The sequence below is a fragment of the Lentzea kristufekii genome (genome assembly GCF_033949925.1).
Lineage (GTDB): Bacteria > Actinomycetota > Actinomycetes > Mycobacteriales > Pseudonocardiaceae > Lentzea > Lentzea kristufekii.
Map to the genome: position 1 here is coordinate 15,916 of NZ_JAXAVV010000015.1, position 15,617 is coordinate 31,532.

13 protein-coding genes and 1 pseudogene are annotated in these 15,617 nt (G+C 70.1%); 8 read left to right on the forward strand and 6 right to left on the reverse strand.

Annotation, left to right across the window (positions count from 1 at the left end; translation table 11 throughout):
- Both sufB and SK571_RS28210 read right to left on the reverse strand, forming a co-directional pair.
- Positions 1-1,455, reverse strand: a complete 1,455-nt coding sequence (sufB, locus tag SK571_RS28205; protein WP_319987103.1) for a Fe-S cluster assembly protein SufB — start codon at positions 1,453-1,455, stop codon at positions 1-3.
- Positions 1,452-2,171 (reverse strand): helix-turn-helix transcriptional regulator, encoded by a 720-nt coding sequence (locus SK571_RS28210; RefSeq protein WP_406602048.1) that lies wholly within the window; start codon positions 2,169-2,171, stop codon positions 1,452-1,454. The genes sufB and SK571_RS28210 overlap by 4 nt, the downstream gene beginning before the upstream one ends.
- A gap of 76 nt (positions 2,172-2,247) precedes the next feature.
- Here SK571_RS28210 and mptB point away from each other — a divergent pair, with 76 nt between their 5' ends.
- From mptB to SK571_RS28230, 5 genes and pseudogenes are all read left to right on the forward strand, one after another.
- On the forward strand, positions 2,248-3,795 hold the full coding sequence (gene mptB / locus SK571_RS28215; protein WP_319987105.1) for a polyprenol phosphomannose-dependent alpha 1,6 mannosyltransferase MptB: 1,548 nt from the start codon (positions 2,248-2,250) through the stop codon (positions 3,793-3,795).
- A gap of 82 nt (positions 3,796-3,877) precedes the next feature.
- Positions 3,878-7,525 (forward strand): patatin-like protein, encoded by a 3,648-nt coding sequence (locus tag SK571_RS28220; RefSeq protein WP_319987106.1) that lies wholly within the window; start codon positions 3,878-3,880, stop codon positions 7,523-7,525.
- Positions 7,522-7,659, forward strand: a pseudogene (locus tag SK571_RS28225) (TetR family transcriptional regulator); the annotation flags it as partial. The gene SK571_RS28220 and the pseudogene SK571_RS28225, both read left to right, overlap by 4 nt.
- 287 nt (positions 7,660-7,946) lie before the next feature.
- Positions 7,947-8,348: an SDR family NAD(P)-dependent oxidoreductase gene (locus SK571_RS46425; protein WP_406602043.1), complete on the forward strand. Its 402-nt coding sequence runs from the start codon at positions 7,947-7,949 to the stop codon at positions 8,346-8,348.
- Positions 8,234-8,608, forward strand: a complete 375-nt coding sequence (locus SK571_RS28230) for a Rossmann-fold NAD(P)-binding domain-containing protein (protein ID WP_319987107.1) — start codon at positions 8,234-8,236, stop codon at positions 8,606-8,608. The genes SK571_RS46425 and SK571_RS28230 overlap by 115 nt, the downstream gene beginning before the upstream one ends.
- On the opposite strand, the gene SK571_RS28235 is transcribed toward SK571_RS28230, so the two are convergent.
- Together SK571_RS28235 and SK571_RS28240 are read right to left on the reverse strand one after the other, a co-directional pair.
- Entirely contained in the window at positions 8,575-10,560 is a 1,986-nt protein-coding gene (locus tag SK571_RS28235; RefSeq protein WP_319987108.1) for a glycosyltransferase, read from the reverse strand. The genes SK571_RS28230 and SK571_RS28235 overlap by 34 nt on opposite strands.
- Positions 10,557-11,132 (reverse strand): DUF998 domain-containing protein, encoded by a 576-nt coding sequence (locus SK571_RS28240; protein WP_319987109.1) that lies wholly within the window; start codon positions 11,130-11,132, stop codon positions 10,557-10,559. Before SK571_RS28240 ends, SK571_RS28235 begins: the two co-directional genes overlap by 4 nt.
- Before the next feature lie 202 nt (positions 11,133-11,334).
- Here SK571_RS28240 and SK571_RS28245 point away from each other — a divergent pair, with 202 nt between their 5' ends.
- The 3 genes from SK571_RS28245 to SK571_RS28255 are packed head-to-tail and all read left to right on the forward strand — an operon-like array spanning position 11,335 to position 13,933.
- Positions 11,335-12,240: an ABC transporter ATP-binding protein gene (locus SK571_RS28245; RefSeq protein ID WP_319987287.1), complete on the forward strand. Its 906-nt coding sequence runs from the start codon at positions 11,335-11,337 to the stop codon at positions 12,238-12,240.
- Entirely contained in the window at positions 12,237-12,995 is a 759-nt protein-coding gene (locus SK571_RS28250) for an ABC transporter permease (RefSeq protein ID WP_319987110.1), read from the forward strand. Before SK571_RS28245 ends, SK571_RS28250 begins: the two co-directional genes overlap by 4 nt.
- Before the next feature lie 20 nt (positions 12,996-13,015).
- Positions 13,016-13,933, forward strand: coding sequence for a COX15/CtaA family protein (locus tag SK571_RS28255; protein ID WP_319987111.1), 918 nt, complete (start codon positions 13,016-13,018; stop codon positions 13,931-13,933).
- Here SK571_RS28255 and SK571_RS28260 read toward each other — a convergent pair.
- On the reverse strand, positions 13,912-15,015 hold the full coding sequence (locus tag SK571_RS28260) for an ankyrin repeat domain-containing protein (RefSeq protein ID WP_319987112.1): 1,104 nt from the start codon (positions 15,013-15,015) through the stop codon (positions 13,912-13,914). The two genes, SK571_RS28255 and SK571_RS28260, sit on opposite strands and share 22 nt — an antisense overlap.
- A gap of 9 nt (positions 15,016-15,024) precedes the next feature.
- The gene (locus tag SK571_RS28265; protein ID WP_319987113.1) at positions 15,025-15,489 is read right to left on the reverse strand and encodes a GbsR/MarR family transcriptional regulator; all 465 of its coding nucleotides are present in this window, start codon (positions 15,487-15,489) and stop codon (positions 15,025-15,027) included.
- Positions 15,490-15,617: the final 128 nt, after the last annotated feature.

Genomic DNA, 15,617 nt, shown 5'->3' on the forward strand with positions numbered 1-15,617 from the left:
TCAGCCGACGGCCCCTTCCATCTGCAGTTCGATCAGGCGGTTCAGCTCGAGGGCGTACTCCATGGGGAGCTCGCGCGCGATGGGCTCGACGAACCCGCGCACGATCATCGCCATGGCCTCGTCCTCGTTCAGGCCGCGCGACATCAGGTAGAACAGCTGGTCCTCGGAGACCTTCGAGACCGTGGCCTCGTGACCCATCTGCACGTCGTCCTCGCGGACGTCGACGTACGGGTAGGTGTCCGAGCGGCTGATGGTGTCGACCAGCAGCGCGTCGCACTTCACCGTGGACTTCGAGTGGTGCGCCCGCTTGTTGACCTGGACCAGGCCGCGGTACGACGTGCGGCCACCGCCACGCGCCACCGACTTCGACACGATGGTCGAGGAGGTGTGCGGGGCCATGTGGACCATCTTGGCGCCGGCGTCCTGGTGCTGGCCCTCGCCCGCGAACGCGATCGAGAGGACCTCGCCCTTGGCGTGCTCGCCCATCAGGAAGACGGCCGGGTACTTCATGGTCACCTTGGAGCCGATGTTGCCGTCGACCCACTCCATGGTCGCGCCCTCTTCGGCCTTGGCGCGCTTGGTGACCAGGTTGTAGACGTTGTTCGACCAGTTCTGGATCGTCGTGTAGCGGCAGCGGCCGCCCTTCTTCACGATGATCTCGACCACGGCCGAGTGCAGCGAGTCCGAGGAGTAGATCGGCGCGGTGCAACCCTCGACGTAGTGCACGTAGGCACCCTCGTCGACGATGATCAGCGTGCGCTCGAACTGACCCATGTTCTCGGTGTTGATCCGGAAGTAGGCCTGCAGCGGGATGTCCACGTGCACGCCCTTCGGCACGTAGATGAACGAGCCACCGGACCACGTCGCGGCGTTGAGCGCCGAGAACTTGTTGTCACCCGCGGGGATGACGGAGCCGAAGTACTCCCGGAAGAGCTCCGGCTGCTCCTTCAGCGCCGTGTCGGTGTCGAGGAAGAGGACGCCCTGCTGCTCCAGGTCCTCGCGGATCTGGTGGTAGACGACCTCGGACTCGTACTGGGCCGCGACGCCGGCGACGAGGCGCTGCTTCTCGGCCTCGGGGATGCCCAGGCGGTCGTAGGTGTTCTTGATGTCCTCGGGCAGGTCCTCCCAGCTGGTGGCCTGCTTCTCGGTGGACCGCACGAAGTACTTGATCGAGTCGAAGTCGATCCCAGAGAGGTCAGCGCCCCAGCTCGGCATCGGCTTGAGGTCGAAGAGCTTCAGCGCCTTCAACCGGTACTCGAGCATCCACTCGGGCTCGCTCTTCTTCGCCGAGATGTCGCGGACGACATCCTCGCTGAGGCCTCGGCGAGCGCTCGCGCCGGCAGTGTCCGAGTCGGCCCAGCCGAACTCGTAGTTGCCGAGAGACGCAATGGTCTCTTCCTGCGTGAGCGGAGACTGCACCGTGGTGGGCGTGCGCTGCTCGGCAGCGGTAGTCATGCGGGCTCCCCTCCATCATCTGGGATCCGTGGAACGTTCGGGATGTGCGTCGTGCACACGGCGTGGCCGCGGGCGATCGTCGCGAGGCGCTGCACGTGGGTACCGAGGAGGTTCGCGAACGTCTCCGTCTCGGTCTCGCACAGCTGAGGGAACTCGGCGGCAACGTGGGCGACTGGGCAGTGGTGCTGGCACAACTGCTCACCCACCCCGACGTTTCGCGCCGACGCAGCGTAGCCCTCCCTGGTCAGCGCGGTCGCAAGGGCCTTCGCCCGTTCGGCGGGCGTGACCTGGGCCACGATCGCTGAACGGTGCCGGTCCACGAGCGCGTCGACACGGCTCTGCGCGAAAGCGCGCACAGCCTCTTCCCCGCCTGTTTGGGCGAGGAACCTGACAGCGGCGACCGCGAGGTCGTCGTAGGCGTGGCCGAACCGGGCTCGTCCGGCGTCCGTCAGCAGGAAGAACTTCGCGGGACGGCCACGACCGCGTTGGGTCTGCCGAGGTGCGTCCCTCGTCGTCGCCTCACCGTCCGCGAGCAGCGCGTCAATGTGACGACGCACGGCCGTGGGGCTGATGCCCAGTTCCTCGGCGATGCTCGCCGCGGTGACCGGGCCCTGCTCCAGAAGGAGCCTGGCGACAGCACGCCGAGTCTTGCCGTCGTGCTGATGCACGGCGTCAAGGTGGCTCTCGGCGTTTTTCACAACACCAGTGTTGCGTATTTAGCCGGAGGTCGCAAAGATCGCGGTCACAGGGTGACCTGACTCACGGCTGAACGTGGCTCGATACCCTCCTGGCATGTCCACGAACGGCGGAGCTGTAACTCCGGAGAGCGACCTCTTGAACGGTCGGGAGCGTCGCCAGCTGGACATCGTCCGCCGCTGGGGCACCATCGGCGCGTTGCTGCTGACCGTCGGATCGCTCGGTGGCGGCGCCGCACCCATCTACTCGCCGCTCTACGGCGTGCCCGTTCTCGGACTTTTCTCGAGGATGCCCAGTGTCGCGATGGGGGTCGTCTGGACCGGCATCTTCATGATCGTGTCGGCCTGGCTGGCGCTGGGCCGGTTCGTGAAGCCCGGCCGGCCGAGGCTGATCTCGCGCGGCCAGATGGACCGCACGCTGCTGATGTGGACCGTTCCGCTGGTCTTCTGCGTGCCGATGTTCTCCCGGGACGTGTACTCGTACCTGGCGCAGAGCGAGATCGCGGCGCGCGGGCTCGACCCGTACGAGCTGGGGCCGGCCAACGCGCTGGGCGTCGACCACGTGCTAACGCGCGGTGTGCCGAACATCTGGCGGGAGACGCCCGCGCCGTACGGGCCGCTGTTCCTCGCGTTCGGCCGGTTGACCGCGATGCTGACCGGCGACCACGTGGTGTCCGGTGTGTTCGTGCACCGGCTGCTCGTGCTGGTCGGCCTGGGGATGATCGTGTGGGCGCTGCCCCGGCTCGCGACCCGGTTCGGGGTGCCGCCGGTCGGCGCGCTGTGGCTGGGCGCGCTGAACCCGCTGGTGCTCTTCCACATCGTCATCGGCGTGCACAACGACGGCCTGGCCCTCGGCCTGATGCTGGTCGGCCTGGAGCTCGCGATGCGCGGGCTGGAACCGTTGAAGTGGACCTGGATCACGCTGGGCGCCGGGGTCATCGTGTGCGGGGCGATGGTGAAGATCCCCGCGATGGCCGCGCTCGGGTTCCTCGGTGTGCTGGTGGCGCGCAAGCTGGGCGGGCAGCTCAAGCACCTGGCGATCGTGGCCGGGATCATGGCCGTCATAGCCGCCGTCGGGGTGGTGGTGATCTGCCTCGGCACCGGGTTCGGCTTCGGCTGGGTCGAGACGCTGAACGTCGCGTCGACCGTGAAGTCGTGGATGTCGCCGCCGACCGCGCTCGGGTTCCTGGGTGCAGGCACCGGCATCCTGCTCGGCCTCGGCAACCACACCGAGGCGATGATCTCGCTGACCCGGCTGCTCGGGCAGGCCGTGTCCGTGGTGATCACGGTCGGGCTGCTGTGGCGCAGCTTCAAGGGCCGGATCAAGGCGATGAACGGCCTGGGCGCGGCGCTCGGCGCGATCCTGGTGCTCGGGCCGGTGCTGCAGCCCTGGTACGTGCTGTGGGCGGCGATCCCGCTGGCCACGGCCGTGGTCGGGCCGAAGTTCCGGATGTTCGCCATGGTGACGTCGGCGATCATCGCGATCATCCTGCCGCCGACCGGCTCCGCGTTCGACGGGCGTGCCTACACCGTGCCGCAGGCGGTCGCCGGTGCCGTGATCACGTTCGCGATCTGCGTGCTGATCGCGCGCAAGCGGGTCGGGCCGTTCCTGAGGTCCGACCCCGCCGGGGGCGGGCAGGTCTGACGTCCACCGGGCGGTAACCCCGAACCTCCGGCGAACGAGAGACCAGCAGGGGGAAGATCGTCGCCGGAGGGGGTGACGTGGCATGTCCGAGCAACCCATGTCGCGGGAAGAGGTCCGGTTCGCCGTCGTGCTCAACGGTGGTGTGAGCCTCGCCGTCTGGATGGGCGGCGTCGTGCTGGAGCTCGACCGCCTGACCAGGCCTGGATCGGTGTACCAGCCACTGCTGGACCTGGTCGGCTGCACGGCGAGGGCCGACGTCATCGCGGGCACGTCCGCGGGCGGCATCAACGGCGCCGCGCTGGCGTTGTCGCAGGTCAACAAGCAGGCCGACCTGACGAGGCTGCGTGACCTCTGGGCCGAGCAGGGCCGGATGGAACAGCTGCTGCGGACGCCGTTCCGCGGCCAGCCGGGATCGCTGCTCAAGGGCGACGAGTTCTTCCTGCCCCGGCTGCAGGAGGCGCTGGCCCGGCTCACCGCGGACTTCGAGCCGACCGAGCCCGACGAACGCCCGATCGACCTGCGGATCACCACCACGCTGCTCGGCGGCGTTCCGGCGGTGACCTACGACGACCTGGGGCAGCCGCTGACCCAGTCGGTGCACCAGGGCTCGTTCTCGTTCCGCCGCGACCCCTACAACTGGGTCACCGAGGAGACCAGGGACGACTTCGCGGCCGCGACGCTCGACGACCGCGTGCGGCAGCTCGCGCTGGCCGCGCGGTCGAGCGCCAGCTTCCCGTTCGCGTTCGAGCCGAGCTTCATCCCGGTCGGCGGCCAGGCCACGCCGGACCGCCCGGACATGGCGGACGTCGCCAGCTGGGCCGGCGGCGGCGACCGCAGCAGGTTCGCGGTCGACGGCGGTGTTCTCGTGAACACGCCGACGAAGGAGGCCCTCGAAGCCATCGACCGGATGCCGGCGGACGGGCCGGTGCGGCGGGTGATGCTGCTGGTCTTCCCGCACGCCGAGCCACTGGGTTCCGAGCCGGTGGCCGACACCTCCGGCAAGGGACCGACGACGGTCGGGTCCGGCGGCAGGCTGCTGGGCGCGATGTCCAGCCAGGCGGGCCGGACCTACGTCGAGAAGATCGAGGAGCACAACCGGCGTGCCGCCGGCAGCAGGGGCGGCCGGATGGCGTTGCTGGAGCGGTTGCACGCGGGCGGCGAGGACGTCGTCGGCGAGGTGTACTCCCTGGCGGACAAGCTCTTCGGCCACTACGAGGACGTCGAGATCCGGCTCGCGGCACGGCAGGTGACGGCGCAGCAGTTCGCGCTGGCAGGAGGGAATCCGGCGAACTGGTCGTTCGAACGGGCGCGCCGGGCCGCCGAGACCGCGCAGCGCAAGTGGAAGAAGCTGCACGGCGTCCTGCCGTACGTGCCGGGCGTGCGGCTGCCGGGCGTGGTGTGCCGCGAGGACGTGGGCTGGGAGTGGGGCATCACGATGGCCGAACGCCTCGGGGCGTCGGTGCTCGACCTGCTCAAGCGGATCGTGTGGGTGGTGCCGGAGGCCCAGGCCGGCGAGGTCACCGCGGCCCGCCGCGAGCTGCACAGGGTCCGCGCGGAACTGCGCAGGCTGCGGGACGAGCTGTTCGACTGGAAGCCGTCCGACTCGGTCGGCGAGACCTACTGGACCGGCAGGCTCGCGAGCTACCACGAGCACATGATCGACGGGCATCTCGGTCTGGAGGTCAGGGCGCAGGTGGCCGAGATCGGCAGGATCGCCGGAGCGGCGCAGCAGGTGATCACCGCGCTCGACGAGCACCGGCTGAAGCTCGGCGGGCTGGTCTGCTGGCACGCGCTGCTCGACGCCCCGGCGGTGGCGTCCGAGGCCGGGCTCGGTGACAGCGAGAGGTGGCTGAGCCGCCTGCTGGCGCTGGAGATCGCCGGCACGTGCCTGTCCGACGACGCCTCGGCCGGGATGGACACGCCGGTCGAGCTGGTGCAGGTGTCGTTGCAGACGCGCAACGCGTTCGCGAAGCAGTCGATCACGGCCGACGACAAGGCGGGCGGCGCCTCGCTGTCGCGGTTCTCCGGGTTCCTCAAGCGGTCGTGGCGGGTCAACGACTGGATCTGGGGCCGGCTGGACGGCGCCACGATGCTGTGCCGCGTGCTGTTCGACCCGCGGCGGTTGCGGCGCATGGACCTGCTGGGCCGGCCGGCGGGCGACCGGCGCACCGCTGAGGAACGCGCGCAGGCCGTCGTCGACCAGGTCGTCACGGCGATGTTCGGCCTGGAGCTGCCGGTGCAGGTCGCCGTGTGCGCCGAGGAGGCCAAGAAGGAGCTCGCGGGCATCTACGAGACCGAGAACGAGCTGTCGCCGTCGTCGATGAAGCTCGCCGAACTCGCCGCGTGGGGCCTGCACTGGCGGATCATCTGCGAGGAGCTCCCCCGGCTGCGGGCCGCGATCATCGCCGACCGCGGTGACGGCGCGGACAAGCGTTCGCGGGGCGAGCTGTTCCTGGAGGAGCACGCGGACCTGTTGCGGCGCCTGGAGTATCCGCAGGAGCACACGGTCACGCTGGGCATGTCGGCGCTGAACGCGTTCGACCGCGCGGGCATCGGCCGGGAGCCGCTGACCCAGGAGGCGGCGTCGGACCAGATGATCCGCACGGCCGCGACCGCGGCCGCGGTGGCGGTCACGGTCGCCGACTCCGAACGGTCCGGGCTCGCCGCGGTGAGGCCCGTGACGCGGGTGCTGCGGGGTGCCGCCCTGCTCCCCTACTGGACGATCACCGGCCTGACCCGCGGCGGCAGGCTCGCGCAGTTCCTGGGACTGCTGGGTCTCGCGATCGGTGGCGCGCTGGTCGTCATGGCGTTGTTCGGCATGCTGCCGCCGTGGGCCGCCGGTCCCGGCGCGGCGCTCGGCGCGGCCAGTCTGCTCGGCGCCTTCGGTTACGCGGCACTGCGCAGCGGCACGATGCTGCACGGCCTGGTGCTGCTGTCACCGGTGATCCCGTTGGCGGCCATAGCCGTCGACAGGCTGCCCGACGACACGGCGGAGATCACGACCGGCACGATCACGGTGGCCGGTGTCGCGTTCGTCGTGGCGGCGCTGCTCGTCCTCGGCTCACTGCCGTCCCCGATCCGCACCCCGCTCGCCGTGCTGGCCGACTTCCGGCCGTGGCGGATCATCCAGCGGCGCTGGAAGCAGGCGGCGGTGACACTGGTGGTGGCCGGGATGGTCTGGTCGGTGTGGCAGTTCGAGCTGCACACCAAGCCGTGGCTGGTGATTCCCGTATCGATCCTTTGTGGAGCGTTCGGCGTCCGCATGGCGCTGACGGGCGGCAAGTCGCTGCAGCGCTGGCGCCGCGTCGAGGGCGTGTGGGGCACGGAACGCGCCGAGCCTCCCGCCGCCGCGACCGCCGGGTGGGCCGTGGTCTACGGCATCGGCTACCTCGTGATCGCCGACGCGCTGCTGGTCATCGGGCCGCGCGGCTGGGGCTGGCAGGCGGTCATCGGCACGGCGCTGGCGTTCGGCCTGACACTGCTGCTGATCACGCCCTGGTACGTGCCCCGCATCGAACGCCGCCGGCTGCGCGAGCAGCTCGTCGACGAGGCCGTTCCGGCGATCTACCCGCCCGGCTGCGACGTCGCGGCGACGTTGCGCGAACGGCTGGAGGGCCACGCGTCGCTGTACCGGTTCCTCATCCAGGGCGAGGGTGAACACCCCTCGGAGCTCACGCTCTCCCCGGCCGGACTGGCCGTGGCGCAGCGGATCGAGGCGAAGCTCAAATGAGGGCCGACGCGACGCGCAACATCCAGGCGGTGTTGCGCGCGGCGGCACGGGTGTTCGCGGCGGACCCCCTCGCGCGCATCGCCGACGTCGCCGAAGCGGCGGGGGTGGACAAGCGGACCGTCTACCGGCGCTTCGACTCGCGCGACGTCGTCCATCCGCGCGTCCAGCTCCTCACGCCGCTGCCGGATCGCCGGGTCGGCCACGGTGCGGTCACTTTCTATGACACTTATGACGCTGGAGGCAGCGCGGAATGCCCGGGACGGGCACAACCCTCGTCACAGGGGGTTCAGGCGCCGACGCCGTGCAGGAACGTCTCGACCACGAGCGCGGCGGCAGGACCGGGCTGCAGCGCGGGCATCTCCTGCGCGACCGTGTGGTCGTCAACAACGCCGGCCACGCCAACAGCGCGCCCATCGAGGAGATGTCCGAGGCCGACTTCCGCGCCCAGGTGGAGGCGAACCTGTTCGGCGTCGTGAACGTGACCCGCGCGGCGCTGCCGGTGCTGCGCCGGCAGCGGTCCGGCACCTTCCTGCAGTTCTCGTCCGTCGGCGGCCGCGCGGGTGGCACGCCGGGGATGGGCGCCTACCAGACCGCGAAGTTCGCGGTGGAGGGCTTCTCCGAGGTGCTGGCGAACGAGGTGGCGCCCTTCGGCGTGCGGGTCGTGATCGTCGAACCGGGGCGTTCCGCACCGACTGGCAGGGCTCGTCGATGGTCCGCCACCAGGTCGGCCCCGACTACGAGGAGACCCTCGGGGCGATCAACCGCTTCCGCGACGAGACCGACGGCAGGCAGCCCGGCGACCCCGCCCGCGCGGCGAAGGTGATCCTCGACGTCGTCGCCTCGGACGAGCCGCCGCGCCGCCTCGTGCTGGGTGCCGCCGCGGTCGAGACGGTGCTGGCGGCGGAGGCCCGGCGCAGCGCCGAGACCGAGAAGGTGGGCCGCGGTCAGCGCGTCCGCCGACTTCCCCGCCGACGAGGGCTGACGTGCCGCGCGACAAGACCACCTGCCCGGCCGCGTGACGCGGCCGGGCAGGTGAACCCCCTGAGCGGTCAGGCCGCCAGTGCGATGACCGGCGCCGTCTGACCCATCGCCCGCGCGTACAGCGCCTCGAAGCGCTCCAGCGTCGTGGCCAGCGCGTGGTGCGAGATGATCTCGCTGCTGGCCGCGCCCATCCGCGCCCGCATCGGCGCGTCGTGCACGAGCGTGTGCAGGCGCTGGGCCAGCTGGTTCACATCACCCGGCTCGAACAGCCAGCCGTTGCGGCCGGAGTGCACGAGGTGCGGCAGCGCCATGGCGTTCGCGGCGATCACCGGCTTGCCCGCCGCCATCGCCTCCATCGTGGCGAGGCTCTGCAGCTCCGCGACGCCGGGCATGACGAACAGGTCGCAGCGGGCGTAGGCGTCGAGCAGGTCGTCCTCGGAGATGAAGCCGTGGAAGCGCACGCGGTCCGTGATCTCCAGGTCGCGGGCCAGGAGCTCCCACTCCGCCTTGCAGGTGCCGTCGCCGACGATCTCGCCGAACGCGCCGGGCACGCGGGCCAGGGCGCGCAGGAACTCGTCGACGCGCTTCTCCTCGTCCAGGCGGCCCACGAACAACGCGGTCGGCCGGTCGTTGTGCGTCACGGAACGCTGGTAGCGGGCGATGTCGATGCCGCACGACACGGGCACCGCCACCGCCGGGAAACCGCTGTCGTGCAACAGCTGCACGGCGCGCGGGGTCGGCGCGGTCACCACGTCGGCGCGGCCGAAGACGCGGGCCAGGTCGCGGTAGGCGAACTTGCGGGCCATGCCCTGCAGGAACGCCGGCACGTGGGCGTGGCTGAACAGGTTCTCCGGCATGAAGTGGTTCGTGGCGAGCGTCGGGATGCCCTGGGCGACGGCGGAGTTCAGGACGAACCGGCCCACCACGAAGTGCGCCTGCACGTGCACGACGTCCGGCTTCAGCGACTTGACCAGCGCGTCGGCTTCCTCGGAGGCCTGCCACGGCAGGCAGAAGCGGAAGTCCGGGTAGAACGGCAGCCGGTGCGACCGGAGCCGGTGGACCGTCACACCGGGGATCTCCGTGGCCCTGGGCGAGTCCGGGGCGATGACGTGGACGTCGTGCCCCTTCTCGGCGAGGCCGACCGCCAGGCGCTGCGCGAATCGCGCGGCACCGTTGACGTCCGGCGGGAACGTGTCGGCGGCGATGACGACGCGAAGCGCACTGGAGGTGTTCACGAGAAGCTCCGTTCGGATGTTTTCACGAGGTTGACGAGCAAGTGCGAACACGCCGCAAACGGCGGCGAGAGCGCAGGCGAACAGCGCGACACCGGTCACAGGAGACAGATGCGCGGCTTCGCCGAGCAGGAACGCGCCGAGGCCGACGGCGACCAGCGGGTCCACCACGGTCAGGCAGGCGACGGCGAGATGAGGGGGTCCGCCGGCGTAGGCGTGCTGGACCAGCCAGCCTCCGACGGCGAGTGAGAGGGCGATGCCAAGCACGGACGCGAGGTGCGAGAGCCCGAAACCGCCTTGCTGCACGGACTGGGAGACGGCGCGCATCAGCACCGACACGTAGCCGTATGCGACGCCACCGGCTGATGCGAACGCCACAGCGCGAACGCGTGCGTTCGATGTAAGGGCTGCGATCACGCCCGGCACCGCGATCAGGCCGAGAGCCACGAGTCCGGCGGTGAGTTCGATGTCCGGCACGACCTTGGTCGCGGTCGCACTGCCCGAGGCGAGCAACACGAACGCACCCACGCCCACCGTCGTGAGCAGGATCGCCGGCAACTCGCGGAAACGGCGCTCCATCAACGCGGTCATGCCGATCGCGAGCACACCGATCGGCTGCACGACCGTCAACGGCGCCATGCCCAGCGCGGCGGCGTGCACCCCGGCACCGGCGATGAGCAGCGCGAGCCCGCCGAGCCACCGGGGCTGCCTCAGGACACTGGCACGGGCTCCGGTCGAGGCGATCGCGTCGTGCTGCAGGCGGGCCGCGAGGGCGAAGCACACGGCACCGAACACGGCGAGCGTGATGGCGAGCATGGTCATGAGGTGCGCCTCACCTGTAGTGCCGCGATGGCGAAAAGGAGTCCGTAAAGCGATGCGAACAAAACGCGTTCCGTAAGTCCGCGTGCCTCGAAACCGGCGAAGGAGACGTGACTGACCAGAAAAGCCGCGCTGGAGACACTCGCCGTTATTGCGACACCGAGCAGGGCCGGAAATTTGCGGGCGATGAGCACGCCCGCCGCCGGCAACGCCATGAACATGACCGCGCCGGCGTACCGGTGGATGTAGCCCGACATGGACGTCGGCGCCCCCGTCGGATCGGTCGGGAAGATCGTCGACACGGTCAGACCTGCCGACCAGATGCCGATCAGCCACTGCGCTGACCTGCCTACACCGCGCAGGTTGACGGCGAGCAACGCCGAGACGGCCGCGAGGCTAAGAGCCGTCGCCGCGAGCCAGCCCGTGCCGTTGTCCACGAACACGTAGTCGCTGATCACGTCCGTGACCGGGTTGAGCTGCCCTGCCGACATCACATGCAGGTAGAAAATCGGGACCAGTGAGAACACCAGTCCCCCGACCACCAGTCCCCGTCTTTTCTCCCCCGCTTGGATCACGGGAAAAGTCTCTTGTGAAAGCCGTGATCAACCAATGGGGAACTCCCCCGAGCGAACCCTGAGGTGTCCCTGAGTCACCGGGGTAGGGCTAGCCCCACCTTTTTCAGCTGTGCTTCTCCGAATGGGCCGAATGACCCAGCTGCGTGAGGATCGTCCCGACCGCCTAGGCTGCGTGCTCGTGAGCCCGAATCCCCAGCCTGCGGTGGAAGTGTCGGGGCTGGTCAAGAGATACGGCTCGAAGACCGCCGTCGACGGCCTCGATCTCGTTCAGCAGCCCGGCACCGTTCTCGCCCTGCTCGGGCCCAACGGCGCGGGCAAGACGACGACCGTCGAGATCTGCGAGGGCTTCCGCTCTGCCGACGACGGCTCGGTGCGCGTGCTGGGCCTCCCGGCCGGCGCCGAGGCGCTGCGGCCCCGCATCGGCGTGATGCCGCAGGGCGGTGGCGGGTATCCCGGCATCCGCGCCGAGGAGATGCTGAACCTCGTGGCCGCGTGCGCGAAGAACCCGCACGACCCGAAGTGGCTGATCGACGTCCTCGGGCTCGGTGGCGCGGTGCGCACCCCGTACAAGAGGCTCTCCGGCGGCCAGCAGCAGCGGTTGTCGCTCGCGTGCGCGTTGATCGGCCGTCCCGAGCTCGTGTTCCTGGACGAGCCGACCGCGGGCATGGACCCGCAGGCACGCCGTCTGGTGTGGGACCTGGTGGCCGCTCTCAAGGACGACGGCGTGACCGTGCTCCTGACGACCCACCTCATGGACGAGGCCGAGTCTCTGGCCGACGACGTCGTGATCATCGACGAGGGCCGCGTGGTCGCGCAGGGCTCGCCCGCCGAACTGACCGCGAACCGGCCGGACGACCAGCAGCTGCGGTTCCGCGCCCGGCCCGGTCTCGACACCACGTTGCTGTCCGCCGCACTGCCCGAGGGGCTGAAGGTGCGCGAGGTGACGCGGGGCGCGTACGTCGTGGAGGGTCTGATCGACCCGCAGGTCGTCTCGACCGTCACCTCGTGGTGCGCGCAGCAGGGCGTGCTGGCCGAGGAGCTGACGGTGGCCAAGCGCAGCCTCGAAGACGTTTTCCTGGAGCTGACCGGCAGGGAGCTGCGCTCATGACCACCTTCGCTCCCGGCACCTTCACACCCTCGCCCGGCCGCGGGTCGCTGCCTCGCATGCTGTTCGTGCACGCGCGCACCGAGGCGATGCTGACGTTGCGCAACGGCGAGCAGATCCTGCTCACCGTGATCATCCCGCTGGCGCTGCTGGTGGCGTTGTCACTGATGTCGGTGATCCCGATGCCGGAGCCGCGGGTCGGTTCCGCCACCGCGCGGATCTTCGCGCTGGCGATCATCTCGTCCGCCTTCACCGGACAGGCCATCGCGCTGGGCTTCGACCGGCGTTACGGCGTGCTGAAGCGGCTTTCGGCCTCGGCGCTGCCCCGCTGGCTGCTCGTCGCCGGACGGGTCTGCGGCGCGCTGGTCGTGGTCGCGCTCCAGATCGCGTTGCTGGCCGTCACGGCGTTGTTCCTGGGCTGGCGCTTCCCGTTGAGCGGCCTGCCGTGGGTGGTGCTGCTGATCGTCCTGGGCACGCTGACGTTCGGCGCGCTGGGTGTGTTGCTGGGTGGTTCGCTGCGGGCCGACGTCGTGCTGGCGCTGGCGAACATCATCTGGTTCGTGCTGCTGATGGTCGGCGGTGTGGCGCTGTCGGTGCCCGTCGGGTTCGTGCACCTGCTGCCGTCCGCGGCGTTGGCCCAGGCCCTGGAAACCTCTGTGGTGCACGGCACGGCTCCGGGTGTGGGCCCCGTCGCAGTGCTCGTGGCCTGGGGTGTTGTCGCGGGCGCTGTGGCTACCCGGACGACCCGACTCACCTAGCGAGACCTACCATCAGTGGCGTGTCGAAGCTGACCGCCTTCCTCGTGTCCTGGCAGCGCGCGTTCGCGATTGCCGTCGTCATCGCGCAGGCCGGAATCGCGGTCACCGGGTCGATCGTCCGCGTGACCGGCTCCGGGCTCGGCTGCCCGACGTGGCCCGAGTGCGTCGACGGCAGCGTCGTCCCGGTGGAGCACCCCGAGGTCGCGGCCCTGCACCAGTGGGTCGAGTTCGGCAACCGCACGCTGACCGGTGTCGTCGGCATCATCGCGGGTCTGTGCGTGCTGGCGGCGTGGTTCCACCTGCCGCGACGCAGGCGGGTGCTCGTGCTCTCGCTCGTCCAGCTCGTCGGCGTGGCCGTGCAGGCCGTCGTCGGCGGCATCACGGTGCTGACGGGCCTCGCCTGGTACACCGTGTCCATCCACTTCATGATCTCGATGGGCCTGGTGTGGATGGCCGTGCTCCTCGTGAGCTCGCTGTCCGAGGGCGACGGCCCGGTCCGGCTGAAGGTGCCGGCGCCGTTGATGAGGCTTCAGGTCGTCATGGCCGTCGTGCTGGGCGCTTTGCTGCTCGCCGGCACCTGGGTGACGGCCGCCGGGCCGCACGCCGGTGACGCGTCGACGCCGCGCCTGGGCGTCGAGGTGGAGACGCTCGCGCAGATCCACGCGGACCTGCTGTTCCTGTTCCTGGGCCTGCTGATCGCGGTCGGGTTCTTCACCCGCACCCGCTCGTACTGGACGCTCGTCGGCGTCGTGCTCGCTCAGGGCGTTCTGGGCATGGTCCAGTACTGGACGGGTGTGCCCGAGGTGCTCGTGTCGATCCACGTGCTCGGCGCCGGCGCGGTCGTCGTTGCCACGGCGGCACTGTGGACGTCGTCGCGTGAGCGCACGCACGAGGTCGAGCTGCCCGCTTCGGACGATCAGGCGCTCAGCAAGGCCTGAGCCTCACCCTGGTCGTTGTGGCCTGCCCAGTTCGCGGGCGTGGCCTCGAAGTTCACGTCGGTGATGGTGCGGTCGGCGCCCGCGTCGAGCAGGACGCGGATGACCCGCAGGTGGCCGCGTTCGGCCGCGAGGTGCAGCGCCGTCACGCCCTCGCCGTGCATCGGACCACCGAAAGTCGTGCGCTGGTTGGGATTAGCACCCAGGTCGAGCAACGTGCGGGTGGCGTTCTCCAGCCCGCACCAGGCCGCCCACGCGAGCGCCGTACCGCGGTAGACGTCCGCGTCGATCCTGGCGCCGCGCTTGAGCAGGTCGCCCAGGATCTCGGTGCGGTCGTTGCGGGCGGCCCACGACAACGCCTCGTCGAGCACTTCCTGCGGGTCGTTCGTCGGCCACCAGCGCGGAAAACCGCTGTGCGGCCGGTAGTAGCCGCGCCTGGCCTCCGGTTCGGTGGCCAGTTCGAGGTCGCCCAGGCCGGCCGCGGTGCGCAGGTTGGGCGGGTGAACTCCGTGCCGCGCCAGGAGTTCGGCTGTTGTGACGTTGCCCCAGAACAACGCGACCGTGAGCGGTGTGCCGCCCTCGCCCCGTGCGTCCAGGTCGGTGCGGGCCCCCTTGGCGAGCAGCAGCTCGGCCAGGCCCGGGAGGTTCGCGTAGGCCGCCTGGTGCAACGCCGTCCAGCCGTGGACGTTCTGGTGGTCGATGTCCGCGCCGTCGTTGAGCAACACCTCGACGAGGCGTTCGTCGCACTTCGCCGTCGCGAGCCCCAGCAGGTCGTTCCCGTTGGTGCCACTGGCCTTCACGAGCCACGGGTCGCGCGTGATGATCGCCTTGAGCTCACCGGGGTTCTGCATCTCGATGGCCTGGTAGGCGCGGGCGAACGGGCGCGGCTTGCGGATGTTGGCCCTGAGCGCCTTCCAGTCCTCGCAGCCGTGGGCCCTGGCGAGCACCATGTGCGCGCCCTCGTCCGTCAGCGGCACGTCGTCGAAGACTTCCAGCGCACCCGGCACGCCGTCCCACGCGGAGGCGAGCAGACCCCGGGCCCGCTCCTCGTAGTACTCGATGTCATCGCGAAACGGGTGCCACATGGCACCACGCTACTTCGGTGCGGCGGGCCTGCGCTCCCACAAAGCGGGCAGTTCCTCTGAGAGCCAACCGTAGATGTGGTCGACGGTCCTCAGCCGCATCGAACGCTCGGGGTCGCCGCTGAGCAGGCGCATGCCGTCCTCGGTGAGCGTCTGGACGCTGGCGATCGCGTTGAGCTTGCGCTGGATGAAGTCCGTCCAGGCCTTCTCGTTGATCCGGTACTCGGCCGCCTGCCGCCCGCGCCGAGTCCGCTTGGTCACCAGGCCGACGTTGACCAGGTACTTCAGGTTCGTGCTGATCGACCCGCTGCTGGCCTCCAGCTCCTGCGAGAGCTCGGCCGCGGTGCGCTCGACCGGCTGGCACACCAGCAGGTAGCCGAGGATGCGGCCGCCGATCAGCGGAATGCCCTCCTCGGCGAAGTGGGCCGCGAACCGCTCGATCCAGGCCGACAGACGGGTCTCGCGTCCGACGCTCATCTCAGTGATCCCTTTCGGTCGACACTGAAACTATCGTAGCGATCTTGTCAACCGGCATGTGCAACCAGACGGTTGCGATACACGGCAGGAAGTGCAACCATCGGTTGCACATCACCTCTGACATCGAC

Excerpts from the sequence above, each read along its gene's own strand:
- sufB (WP_319987103.1), bottom strand. The coding sequence starts at position 1,455 with ATGACTACCGCTGCCGAGCAGCGCACGCCCACCACGGTGCAGTCTCCG.
- mptB (WP_319987105.1), top strand. The coding sequence starts at position 2,248 with ATGTCCACGAACGGCGGAGCTGTAACTCCGGAGAGCGACCTCTTGAAC.
- SK571_RS28220 (WP_319987106.1), top strand. The coding sequence starts at position 3,878 with ATGTCCGAGCAACCCATGTCGCGGGAAGAGGTCCGGTTCGCCGTCGTG.
- SK571_RS46425 (WP_406602043.1), top strand. The coding sequence starts at position 7,947 with ATGTCCGAGGCCGACTTCCGCGCCCAGGTGGAGGCGAACCTGTTCGGC.
- SK571_RS28230 (WP_319987107.1), top strand. The coding sequence starts at position 8,234 with ATGGTCCGCCACCAGGTCGGCCCCGACTACGAGGAGACCCTCGGGGCG.
- SK571_RS28235 (WP_319987108.1), bottom strand. The coding sequence starts at position 10,560 with ATGACCATGCTCGCCATCACGCTCGCCGTGTTCGGTGCCGTGTGCTTC.
- SK571_RS28250 (WP_319987110.1), top strand. The coding sequence starts at position 12,237 with ATGACCACCTTCGCTCCCGGCACCTTCACACCCTCGCCCGGCCGCGGG.
- SK571_RS28260 (WP_319987112.1), bottom strand. The coding sequence starts at position 15,015 with ATGTGGCACCCGTTTCGCGATGACATCGAGTACTACGAGGAGCGGGCC.
- SK571_RS28265 (WP_319987113.1), bottom strand. The coding sequence starts at position 15,489 with ATGAGCGTCGGACGCGAGACCCGTCTGTCGGCCTGGATCGAGCGGTTC.